Annotated in this window: 14 protein-coding genes; 5 read left to right on the top strand and 9 right to left on the bottom strand. The window is 73.8% G+C overall.

The genetic code is table 11. The features are described 5' to 3' along the window. Window positions 1-4,099, bottom strand: a 4,099-nt coding sequence (locus ACWCSD_RS29790) for a SpoIIE family protein phosphatase (RefSeq protein WP_449919726.1), incomplete at its 3' end; no start/stop codon positions are given. A gap of 246 nt (window positions 4,100-4,345) precedes the next feature. Between ACWCSD_RS29790 and ACWCSD_RS29785 the strand changes: the two genes are divergently transcribed. Together ACWCSD_RS29785 and ACWCSD_RS29780 are read left to right on the top strand one after the other, a co-directional pair. Then, complete coding sequence (locus ACWCSD_RS29785; RefSeq protein ID WP_397156947.1) at window positions 4,346-5,593, top strand: PP2C family protein-serine/threonine phosphatase; 1,248 nt, start codon at window positions 4,346-4,348, stop codon at window positions 5,591-5,593. Next, complete coding sequence (locus ACWCSD_RS29780) at window positions 5,572-5,928, top strand: STAS domain-containing protein (protein WP_449919723.1); 357 nt, start codon at window positions 5,572-5,574, stop codon at window positions 5,926-5,928. Before ACWCSD_RS29785 ends, ACWCSD_RS29780 begins: the two co-directional genes overlap by 22 nt. Before the next feature lie 4 nt (window positions 5,929-5,932). Here the strand turns inward: ACWCSD_RS29780 and ACWCSD_RS29775 are convergent, their stop codons facing one another. Genes ACWCSD_RS29775 through trpB form a run of 3 tightly spaced genes read right to left on the bottom strand, consistent with a single transcriptional unit; the run spans window position 5,933 to window position 8,694 of the window. After that, the gene (locus ACWCSD_RS29775) at window positions 5,933-6,688 is read right to left on the bottom strand and encodes a GntR family transcriptional regulator (protein WP_397156951.1); all 756 of its coding nucleotides are present in this window, start codon (window positions 6,686-6,688) and stop codon (window positions 5,933-5,935) included. A 9-nt stretch (window positions 6,689-6,697) separates the two neighbouring features. Further along, window positions 6,698-7,495: a tryptophan synthase subunit alpha gene (gene trpA, locus ACWCSD_RS29770; RefSeq protein WP_397156953.1), complete on the bottom strand. Its 798-nt coding sequence runs from the start codon at window positions 7,493-7,495 to the stop codon at window positions 6,698-6,700. Further along, window positions 7,492-8,694, bottom strand: a complete 1,203-nt coding sequence (gene trpB, locus ACWCSD_RS29765) for a tryptophan synthase subunit beta (protein ID WP_352356550.1) — start codon at window positions 8,692-8,694, stop codon at window positions 7,492-7,494. The genes trpA and trpB overlap by 4 nt, the downstream gene beginning before the upstream one ends. A 140-nt stretch (window positions 8,695-8,834) precedes the next feature. Between trpB and ACWCSD_RS29760 the strand changes: the two genes are divergently transcribed. After that, entirely contained in the window at window positions 8,835-9,143 is a 309-nt protein-coding gene (locus ACWCSD_RS29760) for a hypothetical protein (RefSeq protein ID WP_397156957.1), read from the top strand. A gap of 6 nt (window positions 9,144-9,149) precedes the next feature. Here the strand turns inward: ACWCSD_RS29760 and ACWCSD_RS29755 are convergent, their stop codons facing one another. Then, window positions 9,150-10,115, bottom strand: a complete 966-nt coding sequence (locus ACWCSD_RS29755; protein ID WP_449919719.1) for a helix-turn-helix transcriptional regulator — start codon at window positions 10,113-10,115, stop codon at window positions 9,150-9,152. 52 nt (window positions 10,116-10,167) lie between these two features. Here ACWCSD_RS29755 and ACWCSD_RS29750 point away from each other — a divergent pair, with 52 nt between their 5' ends. Further along, window positions 10,168-11,313, top strand: a complete 1,146-nt coding sequence (locus tag ACWCSD_RS29750; protein ID WP_449919716.1) for an epoxide hydrolase family protein — start codon at window positions 10,168-10,170, stop codon at window positions 11,311-11,313. A 58-nt stretch (window positions 11,314-11,371) separates the two neighbouring features. On the opposite strand, the gene ACWCSD_RS29745 is transcribed toward ACWCSD_RS29750, so the two are convergent. Beyond that, entirely contained in the window at window positions 11,372-12,019 is a 648-nt protein-coding gene (locus ACWCSD_RS29745; RefSeq protein ID WP_397156962.1) for a response regulator, read from the bottom strand. Next, window positions 12,016-13,158, bottom strand: coding sequence for a sensor histidine kinase (locus ACWCSD_RS29740; protein WP_449919712.1), 1,143 nt, complete (start codon window positions 13,156-13,158; stop codon window positions 12,016-12,018). Before ACWCSD_RS29740 ends, ACWCSD_RS29745 begins: the two co-directional genes overlap by 4 nt. Before the next feature lie 110 nt (window positions 13,159-13,268). On the opposite strand from ACWCSD_RS29740, the gene ACWCSD_RS29735 reads away from it, so the two are divergent. After that, a complete protein-coding gene (locus ACWCSD_RS29735) occupies window positions 13,269-14,402 on the top strand; it encodes an alpha/beta hydrolase family protein (RefSeq protein WP_449919708.1) in 1,134 nt (377 codons plus the stop codon). A gap of 34 nt (window positions 14,403-14,436) precedes the next feature. Here the strand turns inward: ACWCSD_RS29735 and ACWCSD_RS29730 are convergent, their stop codons facing one another. Then, window positions 14,437-15,300 carry an alpha/beta fold hydrolase gene (locus tag ACWCSD_RS29730; RefSeq protein ID WP_449919705.1) on the bottom strand — a complete coding sequence of 288 codons (864 nt, stop codon included), beginning with the start codon at window positions 15,298-15,300 and terminating at the stop codon, window positions 14,437-14,439. A gap of 159 nt (window positions 15,301-15,459) precedes the next feature. Next, window positions 15,460-16,074, bottom strand: a complete 615-nt coding sequence (locus tag ACWCSD_RS29725) for a TetR/AcrR family transcriptional regulator (protein WP_449919702.1) — start codon at window positions 16,072-16,074, stop codon at window positions 15,460-15,462. Window positions 16,075-16,327: the final 253 nt, after the last annotated feature.

Raw genomic sequence — 16,327 nt, 5'->3', positions numbered from 1 at the left:
CGCGCATGAGCGCCACGCCCCGGCCCCGGTGCGGGTTCGCCTCCGGCTCCGGAGGCTTCCAGCGGCCGGTGTCGGCGACGGTGAGCCGCAGGTCGCCGGGGGTGGCGACGGCCCGCAGGCGGATCGTCCGGCCGGGGGCGTTGCGGTGGCCGTGCTCGATCGCGTTGGCGCACGCCTCCCCCGCCGCCACGAGCACGTTCTGCACCAGCGAAGGGGTGAGCTGGCAGCGGGCCAGCCACTCCCGCAGTGCCGAGCGCACGGGGGCGAGCTGGCTCGACTCGGCCGGGAAGTCCACCTCCAGCGGGGCGGGCTGGCGGTAGAGCAGCAGCGCGACGTCGTCGTTGAAGCCGCCGTCCGGGGCGAGGGAGGACATGACGTCGCTGGCCAGTTCCTCGATCGGGGTGGACCGTCCGACCTGGACGGCGGTGCTGGCCTCGCCGATGCCCGCGGTCAGCGGCCGCCGCCGCCGCTCGACCAGGCCGTCGGTGTAGAGCAGGAGGGTGGACCGGGGCGGCATGGTGCACCTGGCCTCGGTGCGCCCGCGGGCCGACCGTACGGCCAGCGGCGTCGAGCGGCCCTCCTGCAGCAGCTCGGTGCTGCCGTCGGCGTGGGCCAGGATGCCGGGGGGATGGCCGGCGCTGGAGTAGACGAGGTCGCCGGTGGCGGTGTCCAGGACGCCGCAGAAGGCGGTGGTGCACTTGGCGCCCGGGATGAGGGCGGCGAACCGGTCGAGCGCGGTGAACACCTGGGCGGGCCCGGCGTCCTGGAGCAGCAGGGCCCGGCAGGCGCTGCGCAGCTGTCCCATGACGGCCGCGGCCTCCAGCCCGCGCCCCACGCAGTCGCCGACGACGATGCCGATGCGCTCGCCGGACAGCGGCACGATGTCGTACCAGTCGCCGCCGACCTCCAGCGGGCTGGTGGCGGGCTCGTAGCGCACGGCGAAGCCGCTGGGCAGCCGGGACGGGCCGAGGATGGCGCGCTGGAGCGCCACGGCCGCCTCGCGCTGCTGGTCGAGCTGGTGCACCCGGTGCAGCGCCTGGCCCAGGTGGCCGGCCAGCAGCGCCAGCAGGGTCTGGTCCTCGTGGGTGAACGGCCGGTTCTGGCCCAGGTCGATCCAGACGGCGAGCAGGCCCTCGGGGTGCTCCAGGGTGATGCCGGCCCCGTCCGTCTCGGAGGCGACGGCCCGCAGGGGCGGCTGCTCGCGCAGGCCCGCCAGCTTGGCCCGCACCTGTTCCGGCAGGTCCTGCCAGGCCGGGCCGGACGGCGCGGCGACCAGGCCGCGGGAGCCGTCCTCGTCCCAGACGACGGCCGCGACCTGCCGGGCGTGCCAGACCTCCTGCAGCGCGTCCAGCCCGCCGGCCAGGGCGTCGTTCATGTTGCCCGCCTGCGAGACGCGCAGGCCCAGCGCGGCGAGCGCGCTCTCGCGCTGCACGAGGTAGTGCTCGGCGGTCACGTCCCGCAGGGTGCCCACGACGCGGCGCCGCCGGGTGTCTGGGTCGGTGACCGAGTTGAACGTGACCGCGACCCACACCTGGTGCCCGTCGCGGTGGGTGACCGGGATGACCGCGCTGCCCCTGCCCTCGCCGACGAGCCGGCCGAACGCCTCGGCGACCAGGCCGTGGGCCTGCGGGTCGCGCTGCTCGTCCGGCCACCAGGGGTGCCGGGGCCGGTAGGGCAGGCCGTCGGGGCCGTAGCCGAGGATGTCGGTGAACGCCGAGTTGATCTCGATCACCGCGCCGTCCTCGTCGGTCACGAAGAACGCCTCCTGCAAGGAGTCGATCATGGCGTTGCGCCAGCGGGTGTGATGGTTGCGCAGCCGCGCCAGCTCCACGTTGGCCCGCGCCCGCGCCAGCAGCTCGGCCGCGGAGAACGGCTTGACCAGGTAGTCGTCGGCGCCCGCCGCCAGGCCCTCGATCGAGGCCTCCTGCCCCGCGCGCGCCGACAGCAGCAGCACCGGCACCCCGGCGGTCCGCGGATCGGCCCGCAGGGCCGCGACCAGGGCCAGGCCGTCCAGGCGCGGCATCATCACGTCGCTGACCACGAGGTCGGGCTCCTCGGCGTGCACGGCGTCGAGCGCCTGGAGACCGTCGCCGACGGCGGTGACGTGGTAGCCGGCGCCCTTGAGCAGCCGGACGAGGTACTCGCGCATGTCCCGGTTGTCGTCGGCGATCAGCACCCGGGCCGGCGGGCCGGCGCTCGGCCCCTGGGAGCCGCCGCCGTCCGCCGAGACGTCCGAGGACGTCCCCGCGCCGGTGACGTCGTCCTCGGGCAGCCAGCGCAGCGCCTCCTGCACGAACGGCTCGGCGCCGGACGGGACCGACTCCGCCGGGCGGGCCGGCACCAGGCTCCCGGCCGGGAGGTGGTCGGCGCCGAAGGGCAGCCGGATGGTGAAGGTCGTGCCCTTGTCCTCGGCGCTCTCGGCGATGATCGTGCCGCCGTGCAGGCCGACGAGCTCCTGGACGAGAGCCAGCCCGATGCCGCTGCCCTCGTTGGAGCGGGAGCGGGCGCTCTCGATCCGGTGGAACCGTTCGAACAGGCGCGGCAGCTCCTCGGCCGGGACGCCGATGCCCGTGTCGGAGACGGTCACCACGGCCTGCCCGTCCCGCACGCCCACCTGGACGGCGATCGAGCCGTCGAAGGTGAACTTCAGCGCGTTGCTCAGCAGGTTGAGCACGACCTTCTCCCACATGGTCCGGTCGATGTAGACCGGTTCGTCCAGCGGTGGGCAGTCCACCTGGAAGGACAGGCCGGCCTTGTCGACCGCCGAACGGAAGACGCTGGCCAGGTCGGCGGTCACCGCCGCCAGGTCGACCGGCTCGTAGCGGGCCTGCATGCGGCCGGCCTCGATCCGGGAGAAGTCGAGCAGCGTGTTGACGAGCCGGCCCAGGCGCAGGGCGTTGCGGTGGACGACCTCCAGGTCCTGGCGCACCTCGGGGGCGGCGCCGGCCAGCGTGTTCCGCAGCTCCTGCACCGGGCCCATGATCAGGGTGAGCGGCGTGCGGAACTCGTGGCTGATGTTGGAGAAGAAGACGGTCTTCGCCCGGTCGAGCTCGGCCAGCTCCTCGGCCCGCCGCTGCTGGGCCTGGTAGCTGCGGGCCGAGGAGATGCCGGTGGCGACGTGCCCCGCGGCCAGCTCGACGAACCCGCGGTACCCGTCGTCCAGGGCGCGGTAGCGGTTGAGCGCGGCCACCAGGAACCCGTACGGCCTGCCTCCCTGCTGCAACAGCGGCATCACCAGCGCGTGCGTGGGCGGCTCCGGCCATTCCCCCGGCGGCAGCCCGGCGTACGGGGCCGCGTCGAGCGCCACGAGCGCCGGCTCGCCGCGGGCCGGGGCCTGGACCGGCCACACCGCGTCCGGGTCGCCGGGCGGGACGACGGCAGGGGCGGCCGGATGCCCGGCGGGCAGCCCGGTCGAGCCGGCCAGCCGCGCCCGGCCGTCGTCGTCGAACAGGTACGTCAGGGTGAAGGGCAGGTCCTGGAGGTTGCGGCCGAGCTGGCGGCAGGCGAAGGCGAGCATCTCCTGCTCGGTGCGGACCACGCTGGGGTCGGAGCCGAGATCGCGCAGGGTGGCCATGCGGCGTTCGCCGATGACCCGCTCGGTCTCCTCGCTGACCACGCAGAGCATGCCGACCACCGAGCCGTCGTCGTCGCGCAGCGGGCTGTAGGAGAAGGTGTGGTACGTCTCCTCCGGGTAGCCGGCCCGCTCCAGGAACAGCAGCAGCGCCTCGTCCCAGGTCGCCTTCCCGGTGGTCAGGACGGCGTCGATCCGCGGGCCGATGTCGTCCCAGATCTCCGCCCACACCTCGCGGGCCGGCCGGCCCAGCGCCCACGGGTACTTCTGGCCCAGCGTGTCGCGGCGGTAGGCGGCGTTGCAGAAGAACGTCAGCTCCGGCCCCCACGCCATCCACATGGAGAACCGGGACGACAGCAGGATGCTGACCGCCGTCTGGAGGCTCTGCGGCCAGTGCTCCGGACTGCCGAGCGGGGTCGCCTCCCAGTCGACCTCGGCCAGGTCGCGGCCGACCTCGTCGTCCACGGTGAAGATCCCGGCACCGGCCGCCGCCGCCGGCCGCCGCTCACCGTGGTCGTCGTGTGTCATCCGGCTCCCCCTCGTTCGCTGCGGGCGCGCCTACCCCGCGTCGCGCCGGTGATGCCGCCGCGGCCGTGGACCAGCAGGTCAGGTATCACCTCGACCGTAGGTAGAATAGGGCAAATCACTCCGGGGGTCGGGCCTCCGCCCCTGCTCGGCGCCTGTGCCGGCGGAGCTGAGCGGAAGGAGCCGGACGTCAGCACCGCCGAAGACACGCACCGCGCGGCGGCCCTTCAGGGGCACGAACTCCCCGCCGTGCCGGGCCAGGCGACGCTGGACCGGGTGGCCTCGCTGGCGGCGCGCATGTTCCAGGCCCCCATGGCGACCGTGACGTTCGCCGGTGACGAGGGGGTGCGCCGGGTGGCCGCCCACGGCACGCCGGCCGGCTCGTTCCCCGGCGGCTGCGAGGAGAGCCTGTGCGCCGCCGTGCTCGCGCGGGGCGAGGTGTGCGTGATCCCGGACGTCACGGCCGACCCGGCGATGGCCGCCGATCCGTCCGGCGGGACCGGCGTGCGCTTCTTCGCGGCGGCCCCGATCACCGTCCCCGACGGCCGCTGCGTGGGCAGCGTCAACGTCATGGACGTCCGTCCCCGGCAGGCCGCGGACGAGGACGTCAGCGCCCTGCGGGACCTGGCCGCCCTGGTCATGGACGAGCTGGAGCTGCGCCTGGCCGCCTCGCGCACCCTGGCCACCGAGCGCGCGCTGCGCGCCGACGCCGAGCGCCTGGCGCGCACCCTGCAGCAGACGCTCGTCCCGCACACCCTGCCGGAGGTGCCGGGCCTGCGCGCGGCCGCCGCCTACCACCCCGTCTCGGTGGACGAGGTCGGCGGCGACTTCTACGACCTGTTCCCGCTCGACGGCAACCGCTGGGCGTTCTTCCTCGGGGACGTCTGCGGCAAGGGCGCCGACGCGGCCGTGCTGACCTCGCTCGTCCGCTACACCCTGCGCGCCGCTGCCGTCTACGACCCCGACCCGTGCGCGGTGCTGGCCAACCTGGACGCGGTCCTGCAGCAGGAGCACGCCGGTCAGGTCATGCCGCCGCCGTACTGCACGGCGGTCTTCGGCGTGCTCGACCCGGTGGCGGGCGGCTTCGAGGTCACGCTGGCGGGCGGCGGGCATCCGCCCTCGCTGGTGGTGCGCGCCGCAGGCGCGGTCGAGGCCGTCCATCCCGAGGGCGGGCAGCTCATCGGCATCCTGCGCGACCCGTACTTCGCCCAGGTGAGCACCCGCCTGGGGCCCGGCGACGCCCTCCTGCTCTACACCGACGGCCTGACCGAGGCGCGCACCGGCACCGGGGCCAGGCTGGACGATGAGGGCCTGGCCGCCTACCTGGCCGCCGCCGCCCCCACCAGCGCCGACGGCCTGCTGGCCACGGTGCACAAACTGATCACGACCCTCGGCGACGGCGTGTCGGACGACACCGCGGTGCTCGCCCTGTCCGTCCCCGCCCGCTCGACGGGCGTCTGTTCTGAGGAGCCCCAGTGCAGCACGACCACGGTCTGACCATCACCTCTCAGCCCCACTCGGGACGCGTCCGCATCCTCACGGTGGCCGGCGACCTCGACCACCACACCTCCCCCCGCCTGCACGAGGCCCTGGACGAGCTCGGCCTCGCGCCGGGCGACGGCCTGGTGATCGAGATGTCGGGGCTGCGGTTCTGCGACTCCACCGGCATCTCCGTGCTGGTCAGCGCCCATCAGCGGGCCCAGGACGCGGGCGCCGGCCTGGCGCTGGCCGGGCTCAGCCCGGACATCGAGCACCCGTTCAAGATCATGGGGCTGACCCGCCTGCTGTCCTTCCACGACGACGTCGACAAGGCCGTCGCCGCCCTGCGGTGAGGCGCTAGCTGGTGGCCCGCCAGGCGAGCGAGAGGCCGGTGGCCGCCCGTTCGGTACGGATCTCCATCATGGTGCCCAGGATGGTGGCGTGGTCGGACACGACGGGAACGCCGTCGGGCGTGTAGGTGATCCGGGTGCTGACCAGCACGGCGCTGCCCTCGGGCTCGTTCAGGCGGCGCGCGGCGGCGGCGTCGAGCAGGCCGGGCCCGACCACCTCCGACGCGCGGGCGACCGCCACCCCCGCGTCGGCGAGCGCCGCGTAGAGGGAGACGGCGGTGAAGTCACGGTCGCGGATCTGGTCGGCCACCGGCCTGCGCACCCACGACACCTGATGGACGGCCGCCCGCCCGGCGAACTCCCGCACCCGCTCCAGCCGCAGAGCCGTGTCGCCGGGACGCAGCCGCAGCTCCGCGGCGATCCGGTCGGGGGCCCGGCGCATCGCCCGCCCGGCCACCACGGTCCGCACGTCATGACCCTGTTCCCGCAGGTCGTCGGCCAGGCTGCGGAGCGAGCCGAGCTGGTAGGCCAGGTGGGGCGGGGCCACGTACGTGCCCTTGCCGGGCCGCTGCACGATCAGGTGCTCGTCGCTGAGCTCACGCAACGCCTGGCGCAGCGTCATGAGGGTGACCCCGTAGGAGGCGCTCAGCTCCCGTTGCGGAGGAAGCGCCTCTCCGGGGGCGTAATGGCCCGACCGGATCTTCGCGGCGAGGTCGGCGGCGATGGCGCGGTATCTCGCCTCGTGCCCGGCGTCGGGGGTCATCGTGGTGCGTCACTCCTGGTCGAGGGCCTTCCGCAGGGTCGCGACGAAGGCCCGCAGGTCGTCCGGCCCGGCGCCGTCGAGCACCCGCCGCATGACCGCGGCCCCGACCACCACTCCGTCGGCGTGCCGGCCGGCCTCCCGCGCCTGGTCAGGCGTGGAAATGCCAAATCCTAGCAAGATCGGCCGGTCGGTGCCGCGTCTGAGCCGGGCGGTGAGCTCCGCCGCCGAGGCAGCCAGGGTGGCCCGCTCGCCGGTGGTGCCCATCAGCGACACCGCGTAGACGAATCCGCGGCTGCGGCGCGCGATCTCGGCCAGCCTCGGCTCCGGCGTCGCCGGTGAGGCCAGCAGGACCAGGTCGATCCCGGCGGCGGCGGCCACGTCCGCCAGCTCGTCCGCCTCGTGCACCGGCAGGTCGGGCACGATCAGGCCGTCGACGCCGGCCCGCCGGAGCGCCGCGCAGAACGCCTCGGGCCCGTCGTGCAGCACGAGGTTGTAGTAGGTGCTGGCGATCAGCGGCACGCCCACGTCCCGCACGTCGGCCAGGTCGGCGAGGATCCGGCGGGTGCTCGCCCCCCGGGCCAGCGCCGCCTGGCTCGCCTGCTGGACGGTGACGCCGTCCAGCGTGGGGTCGGAGAAGGGCAGGCCGACCTCGACGGCATCCGCGCCGGCCGCGGCGAACGCCCGCAGGTAAGCCGTCCACCCGGGCGTGATGCCGCCGGTGACGTACGGCATGAGCAGGGCGCGGCCGGTGTCCCGGCGGGCACGCAGGTGGCGCTCGACCGCGCCGGGGGTCAGGATGTCGGTCACAGCAGCTCCTTCAGGGCGGAGACGTCCTTGTCGCCCCGGCCCGACAGCGTCATCAGGACGGTCGATCCGGCGGGCAGCTCGCCGCCGGCCGCGCGGATCACCCAGGCCAGGGCGTGCGCCGATTCGAGCGCCGGGACGATGCCCTCGGTGCGCGCCAGCCGCAGCGCCGCGGCGACGGCCTCCTCGTCGGTCACCGTGACGTACCGGGCCCGGCCCAGTTCGCGCAGGTGGGCGTGCTCGGGGCCGACGCCCGGGTAGTCCAGCCCGGCGGCGACGGAGTGGGCCTCGACGATCTGGCCGTCGTCGTCCTGGAGGAACAGCGAGCGGCAGCCGTGCAGGACGCCGAGCCTGCCGCGGGCCGCCCCGGCGCCGCCCTCCGCCTCGACGCCGACGAAGCGCGCCGTGGTGCCGGCGAAGCCGGCGAACGTGCCGGCCGCGTTGGAGCCGCCGCCGACGCAGGCGACGACGTGGTCCGGGACGCCGGTCGGCTGGCCGGCCGCGAACTGGGCGCGCGCCTCCTCGCCGATGACCCGCTGGAACTCCCTGACCATCCACGGGTAGGGGTCCGGCCCGATGACCGAGCCGACGCAGTAGTGGGTGTCGCCGGTGACGCCGACCCAGTGCCGCATCGCCTCGCTGGTGGCGTCCTTGAGCGTGCGGCTGCCCGTGGTGACCGGGACCACCTCGGCGCCCAGCATGCGCATGCGGAAGACGTTCAGGCCCTGCCGCTCGATGTCGCGCTCGCCCATGAAGACGGTGGCCTCCAGCCCGAGCAGCGCGGCGGCGGTCGCGGTGGCCACGCCGTGCTGGCCCGCTCCCGTCTCGGCGATCAGCCGGCGCCGGCCCATCCGCCTGGCGAGCAGCGCCTGGCCCAGCACGTTGTTGATCTTGTGGGAGCCGGTGTGGGTGAGGTCCTCGCGTTTGAGGAGGAGCCGCACGCCCAGCTCCCCCGACAGCCGGCGGGCCGGGGTCAGCGGGGTCGGCCGTCCGGCGTGCAGCGCGAGCAGTTCGGCCAGCTCGCCGCGGAAGCCGGGGTCCGCCCACGCCTGCCGGAACGCCTCGTCCACCTCACGGCACGCCTCCACCAGGGACTCCGGCGCGTACCGGCCGCCGTACTCGCCGAACCGGCCGCGGGCTCCCGGCTCGCCCATCAGCCCGGCCGCCGGGACGGGCTCGCGCAGTGGCGTCGCTTCTCGCATCCTGCTCACCTCGTTCTATAACTCTGACAAGAGTTCTATAACAGTGAGTGTGGCATGGCGACCGCCGGCCGCGCCACCCCGGCCCCGACTACGTCGCGGCGAACGGGGAATCTGGCACTTTCGAGCCGGAGGAGATCGTGATGAGCACTGAGGAGAGCGCGGGCGTGCGTCACGGGTGGGTGGACGACGTCCCCGTGGCATGGATCGAGCCACCGTGGCGTTGTGGCTCCCGCACCTGCGCGCTGGACGACCCGGGTCGCCTTCTGCCGCAGGGGCACGCGGGCGGCCATGCCCAGTGGTGGTTCGACCGCCTGAACCCGCTCACCAACATCGGCGCCCACGCCCACGGCCCGGCCATCGCCTTCGAGTGCGGCGCCGACGACAGCCGCGACCCGGAACTGACCCGCCGGTGCCTGGCCTGGCTCGCTCAGCCCGACGGGCAGCCGTAGCCGCGGTCACGCCGGATCGGCATCGGGGACGGCTTCGAGAAGACGGGCGGCGAGGGCGCGGACGTGCCGGACGAGCTCGGGCGGCTCGTGCACCTCGAACGGCACGCCGAGCTGCGCGACCCACATCGCCAGCTCGTCCAGCGAGTGCGACCCGGCGGACAGGACGCAGGAGCCGTCGCCGGCCGGCTCGACCACCGCCATGGTCGGCGGCATCCGGGCGGCGACGACGTCCACCGGCGCCCGCACCGTGAACCGCCCCTGGTAGCGGTAGGGATCGACGGAGATCCGCTCGGAGACGTAACGCACGAGGTCGGCGGCGGGCGGCTCGCGAGGCGTGAAACGCGGGCCGTTCGGGGTGTGCAGCCGGAGCCGGTCGACGCGGAACGTGCGCCAGTCCGCCCGGCCGGTGTCCCAGGCCACCAGGTACCAGCGGCGACCCGAGTTGACCAGCCGGTACGGCTCCGCGGCACGGCGATCCCCGACGCCGTCGTGGGAGCGGTAGTCGAACCGCAGGCTCTCCCGGCGGCGGACCGCCGCGGCGATCGCCGTGAGCGCGGCCGGGTCCACCGCCTCCGCCGCCCCCGCCAGCGGGACCGTGACCGAACGCAGGTCGCCGACGCGGTGCCGGAGCCGGGCCGGCAGCACCTGTTCGAGCTTGGCCAGGGCCCGGACCGAGGTCTCCTGGATGCCGGTCACGCCGGAGACCGCCGCCGTGCCGAGCCCGATGGCGACCGCGACCGCCTCCTCGTCGTCGAGCAGCAGCGGCGGGAGCCCGGCCCCGGCGCCGAGCCGGTATCCGGCCGTGCCCGGGGTGGCGTCGACGACGTAGCCGAGCTCACGCAGCCGGTCGACGTCGCGGCGGACCGTGCGGGGCGAGACGCCGAGCCGTTCGGCCAGCTCTGCGCCCGACCAGTCCCTGGGGGTCTGCAGCAGCGACAACAGGCGCAACAAACGCGCCGACGTCTCCAGCATGCCGTCCATCCTAGGACCGGAGTTGTCCTAACCCGTGCCTATGGTCAGGGACATGAACGACGACCCGCGCATCCACCCTTTCCGCATCGACATCCCGCAGGCCCAGCTGGACGACCTGCGCGCCCGGCTGGCGGCGACCCGCTGGCCGGACGAGCTGCCCGGCGTCGGCTGGTCCTACGGCGTCCCGGTGGGCTACGCGAAGAGGCTGGCCGAGTACTGGCGCACCTCGTTCGACTGGCGGGACGCCGAGCGGCGGCTGAACGCCTTCGAGCAGTTCACCACCCCCATCGACGGGCAGAACGTGCACTTCCTGCATGTCCGCTCCCCCGAGCCCGGCGCGCTGCCGCTGATCGTCACGCACGGCTGGCCGGGCTCGGTCGCCGAGTTCATGAACGTCATCGGCCCGCTCACCGACCCCGCGGCCCACGGCGGCGACCCGGCCGACGCCTTCCACGTCGTCGCCCCCTCGATCCCCGGCTTCGGCTTCTCGGGCCCCACCACCGAGCCCGGCTGGGACCTGGAGCGGGTCGCGCGGGCGTGGGCCGAGCTGATGGACCGCCTCGGCTACCCCCGGTACGGCGCGCAGGGCGGTGACAGCGGCTCGGTGATCTCGCCGATGCTCGGCCGCGCCGCGCCAGGGAACGTCGTCGGCGTGCACGTCAACGGCGCGCTCGGGTTTCCCAGCGGCGACCCGGCCGAGCTGCGCGAGCTCACCCCCGCCGAGCTCGCCCGCCTGGGCCAGCACCAGGACCAGGATCGGGCCGGTTACGCGATCATCCAGGCGACCCGGCCGCAGACCCTCGCGTTCGGGCTGCACGACTCCCCCGCCGGGCAACTGGCGTGGATCGCGGAGAAGTTCAAGGAGTGGACCGACCCCGCCCGCGAGCTGCCCGAGGACGCGGTGGACCTTGACCAGTTGCTCACCGACGTGAGCGTCTACTGGTTCACCGGGACCGCCGCCTCCTCGGCCCGCCTCTACAAGGAGGGGCAGAAGGGCTGGGGCGCGGTGGCCGAGTACTCCGGGCTGCCGCACGGCGTCGCCGTCTTCCCCGGGGACGCCGGGGTGCGCCGGATCGCCGAGCGCGAGCACAACGTCGTGCACTGGTCGGAGTTCGACCGCGGCGGCCACTTCGCCGCCATGGAGGCCCCCGACCTGTTCGTCGAGGACGTCAGGACCTTCTTCCGCCCCCTGCGCTGACTCCTCGGCTCGCCGCGGGCCGCCGCGGGCCGCCGGGGCCGGGGCGCGCCGCCGACGGTCAGCCCAGGTCGGCGTCGTGCACGAGGATGGCGGCCTGCACCCGGTTGGCCAGGGCCAGCTTGCTCAGCACCCGGCTGACGTGCGCCTTCACCGTGGCCTCCGTCAGCCTGAGCTCCCGGCCGATCTCGGCGTTCGACAGGCCGCGGGCCACGGCCCTGATCACGTCCTCCTCCCGGGCCGTCAGCGCCGCGAGCCGTCTGCGCGCCGACTCGGCACGGGAGGGCGCCCGGTCCACGAACGAGCCGATCAGCCGCTTGATGACGGTGGGGGACAACATGGCCTGGCCCGCCGCGACCGTCCGGACGGCGGCGGCCAGGTCGCGCGGCGGGGTGTCCTTGAGCAGGAAGCCCACCGCGCCGAGCCGGAGCGCCTCGTGGACGTACTCGTCCAGGTCGAACGTGGTGAGCATGATCAACTTGGGCGCGTCGGGGGCGGCCAGGACGCGGGCGGCGGCGGTCAGGCCGTCGGCGCCGGGCATGCGCACGTCCATCAGGACCACCTCGGGCCTGAGCCGGGCCACCGCGGCCACGGCTCCGTCGCCGTCGGCCGCCTCGCCGACGACCACGATCTCGCCCGCCGCCTCCAGGATCATCCGCAACCCCGACCTGACCAGCGCCTCGTCATCGACGACCAGGACGCGGATCATGCGGCGGGGATCCCGGCCAGCACCTGGAAGCCGCCCTCGTCCCGGGGACCGGCCTCCAGCCTGCCGCCGGCCAGCTCGACGCGTTCGCGCAGCCCCACCAGGCCCCAGCCCGAGCCGGGCAGGTCGCCGGCCGCCGCCGCGCAGGACCGGTTCCGGACCAGCACCTCCAGCTCGGCCGGCCGGTATCGGACGTAGACGTCGGTCTCGGCGTCGCCCGCGTGTTTGTGCACGTTGGTCAGCGCCTCCTGGACCACCCGGTAGGCGGTGCGCTCCGCGGTGGGCGGCAGCGGGCGGGGGCGTCCCTCGTCGTGGCGGTTGACCACGATGCCCAGGGCCCGGGACTGGTCGAGCAGCCGGTCGAGGTCGGCCAGCGTGGGTTGCGGGCCGCGTCCCGGATCGGGCGAGCGCAGCACGCCCAGCACCTCCCGCAGGTTCGTCAGCGCCTCCCTGCCCACGCCGCCGATCAGCGCGGCGGCCTCGGCCGTACGGGCGTCGGGGGCGTTGACCTCCAGCGCCCCGGCGTGCAGCACCATCAGGGACACCCGGTGGGCGACCACGTCGTGCATCTCCCGCGCGATGCGCGCTCGCTCCTGGTCGCGCGCCTGGTCGGCGCGGAGCACCTGCTCGCGCAGCAACTGCTCGGACTGCTCGCGCATCGCGTCGAGCACCTGCCGCCGGGCGCGCACCCACAGGCCGGCGACCAGCGGCAGCCCGAGCATCGCGCCGCCCATCAGCAGCACGTTGACGGCAGTGCCCGCGACCAGCGCGCGATACCCCTCGTTCCAGGACGACACCAGCCCCGCGAGCGCGAACAGCGCGACCGCGCCGACGACGTAGAGCCACAGGTCGCGACGGCGGCGGAGCCGCGTGCCCGCGTAGTAGGAGGCCACCACCGCGGCGGGCCACATCACCAGCCAGAGATGGGCCACCGCGCCCACCGCGACGAGCGGCCACAACCACCGCCGCCCGAGCGCCGCGGCCAGCCCGCAGCACGCCGCCACCGCCACGAGCACCGGCAGGGGCAGCGCGGACCGCACCCCTGCCGAACCGGTCACCGAGGCCATGGACAGCAGGAGAACCGTCGTGCCGAGCGCCCACGGCGTGACCCGTTCGGCGATCGTCGATGTCCGGTCAATCATGGCCAGAGGCTACAAGTCCCGGCAGGCCACCCATCCCCTACGAAAGTCGCACGTGGCCTGTGACTTTCGCCGGGGACGGTCCGGCGGGGGTGCGCGGCACGGTGGAGCGCATGCACAAGATCCTTGTCGCGGGTGCCCTCGCGCTCGCCGCCGCCACTCCGTACCTCGCCCAAGCCGCGACTGCTGAAGCCGTGACCACCGCGCCCGTGCCCGCGCTGCCCGCGCCGACCGGTCCCTACCCGATCGGCAAGGTGGACCTGCACCTGGTGGACCGCAGCCGCCCCGACCCCTGGGTGACCGGCCGCGACGCCCGCGAGCTGATGGTCTCCCTCTGGTACCCAGCCCACAGAGGGACGGGCAGGCCGGCGCCGTACCTCACGCCGGAGGAGTCGGAACTGGTCCTCAAGGGCGTGCCGCAGCTCAAGGACCTCCCGTCCGACACGCTCGCCAGGACCAGGACGCACGCCCGCGCCGACGCCCCCGCGGTCAGGCGGAAGGGCGGATGGCCCCTGGTGGTCCTGTCACCCGGCATGACGCTGCCCCGCGCGACGATGACCTCGCTGGCCGAGGAGTTCGCCACCCGCGGCTACCTGGTGGCGGCCATCGAGCACACCTACGAGTCGGTCGCCACCACCTTCCCCGACGGCCGCACCGTCACCTTCGAGGCCGGCAAGGCCGGTCAGACCCCCGAGACGGGCGAGAAGGTGGCCCGGGTCAGGGCCGCCGACACCGAGTTCGTCCTCGACGAACTGGACCGGAGCAGGCGCTGGAACGCGCTGATCGACGAGCGGCGCATCGCGATGGTCGGACACTCGGTCGGCGGCCAGAGCGCCGCGCACCTGCTGCCCGCCTCCCGGCGGATCAAGGCGGTGGTCAACCTCGACGGCACCTACAATCCGAAGACCCCCGCCCAGCCGCTGGACAAGCCCTTCATGATGATCGGCAACCCCCGGCACCAGCCGAGATCCGGCGGCCCCGACGGCTCGTGGGACACGTTCTGGCCGCACGTGACCGGCGACTGGAAGCGGTGGCTGACCGTGACGGGGGCCGAGCACATGAGCTTCATCGACTACGCGGTGCTCCAGCCGCAACTCGGCCTGCCCAAGACCTCGATCGACGGCGAACGCGCCATCGCGATCACCCGCAGGTACGTCACCGCCTTCTTGGACCTGCACCTCAAGCACAAGCCCGCCCCCGCCCTGGACAGGCCGTCACCGGACTGGCCCGAGGTGCGCTTCTGGTGACCACGAGCCCCGCTCGTGCACGGCAGGTTGCCGGTTATCGCCCGGTGTGCCGGAGGATCGCGGCGGAGATCCGAGGAATCACCGGCGGCGGGAACCCGTGCCCCATTCCCTCGATGGGCAGGAACTCGCTGCCGGGAATCGCCGCCGCCAGGGCCTGGCCGTGAGCGAAGGGCGCCATGGGATCGTCCGAGCCGTGAATCACCAGAGTCGGAGCGGTGATCGAGCCGACCAGCCCGGAACGGTCGCGGGAGGCGAAGGCCGCGAGGATGTGGTTCTCCGAGGCGTGGCCCGCCTCGGTGGCGTTCTCGATCTCCCGCTCGATGATCGCGCGCGTGGCCGCCTCGTCGAACGCCGTCAATCGTCCGGCGAGAATGCGGGCCAGCTTGAGATGGGATTCGACGTGCTCCTCCCGGGTGCTGGGCGGGCTGGCGATCTGTTCGGCGTCCCAGGCGGCCAGTCGTGGATCGCGTACCGTGCCCCGGAAGGTGTTGGTCGCGGGGTCGAGGGGCTCGGCGCTCGACATGATGACCGTCAGGCTGCGCAGCCGGTCAGCGTGTTCGAGCGCGATCTCCTGGGCGATCATGCCGCCCATCGACGCGCCGACCACGTCCGCCGTGGCGATGCCCAAGCCGTCGAGCAGGCCGATCGCGTCCTGGGCGAGGTCGATCATGGTGTATGGGCTGGCGTCGTAATCCACGCGGCCGGACAGCCCGGTGTCGCGGTTGTCGTAGCGGATGACGTACCGGCCTTCCTTCTGGAGAAGGCGGCAGAGCTCGTCGGGCCAGGTGGCGCCTCGGGCGCCGAGCCCCATCACGAGCAGCAGCGCGGGGTCGGCCGGGTCACCGAACGTCTCGCACCACAGGCGGATCCCGTTGGCCTCGACCATGCGTTCCATCATTCTGCCCCTCGTTCTGGCTCGCACCAGCGGCGACGACTGGCGCTACGACGTCCCGTACGAGGACGGGCGCGCACGGACCGTGCGCCGAGTTCGCTCCCACAGCGCCTTCCTACGATCAAAAAGTATATACACGTTAACTTTTTGCTTGATCCAGAGCCGTCACAATCCAGCCGGCACATGCAGGACGGCGAGCATCTGGGCCCGCAGGTGCGCGCTCAGCGCCCCGATGTCATCGCTCAGCCGGGCGGCGAGCACCGCCGTCACCATCCCCATGACGGAGGTGACGGCGATCCGCGCCGCGAGGTCCGACAGCTCCGGCCGCACCTCGATCAGCAGCCCGACCCATTCCTCACGTATCTGCCGCATCTGGCGGTTGAGTCGCCGCCGATCCTGCTCCGGCAGCCACAGCAGCTCGGCCTGCATGATCAGAGTCAGACTCCGGTTCTCGACGGACGACCGGGAGAACCAGTCCACCAGGGCGATCAGCGCCTCCCGCGGGTCCCGGTCCCGGCCGGCCAGCGCGGCTTGCGTCCCCTCCTGAAGGCGTTCCAGCGACAACTCGATCAGGGCGAGGAGGATGGCCTGCTTGCCGGGGAAGTGCCGGTAGACCGCGGGCCCGGAGATGCCCACCGCGGCCCCGATGTCGTCGATCCCGGTGTCGGCGTAACCGCGCTCCACGAAGAGCCGGGCCGCCTGCAGCAGGATGACCCGCTTGCGCACCCCATGTTTGCGCCCCTGCGAGATGAGCGATTCCAGCTCGTCGGACTCGGCCACGTACGCACCTCTCTGAAAGAAACGGCAACCACGGTTAACATATTGGATGGAGGCCGGCCAGGCACACCGCGGAGGGCGCCCAGTCAGCTCCGGGCGGTTCCAGCAAGTCGAACCCCTTCACCGCCACGTGCACCGCCAGCTCCCGCAGCGAGTTCGATCTGATGGCGCGTGCGAGCCGTGGGCGGCCACGTCCTCCTCGGACGGCAGGCGCGGCGTGAAGCGCGTCCCCGGCGGCCCGAGCGGCTGCTCGATC

This window comes from Nonomuraea sp. NPDC001684 (genome assembly GCF_053596515.1).
Note: the sequence above shows the minus strand (reverse complement) of the source record. Positions and strands in the feature narration are given on the sequence as shown.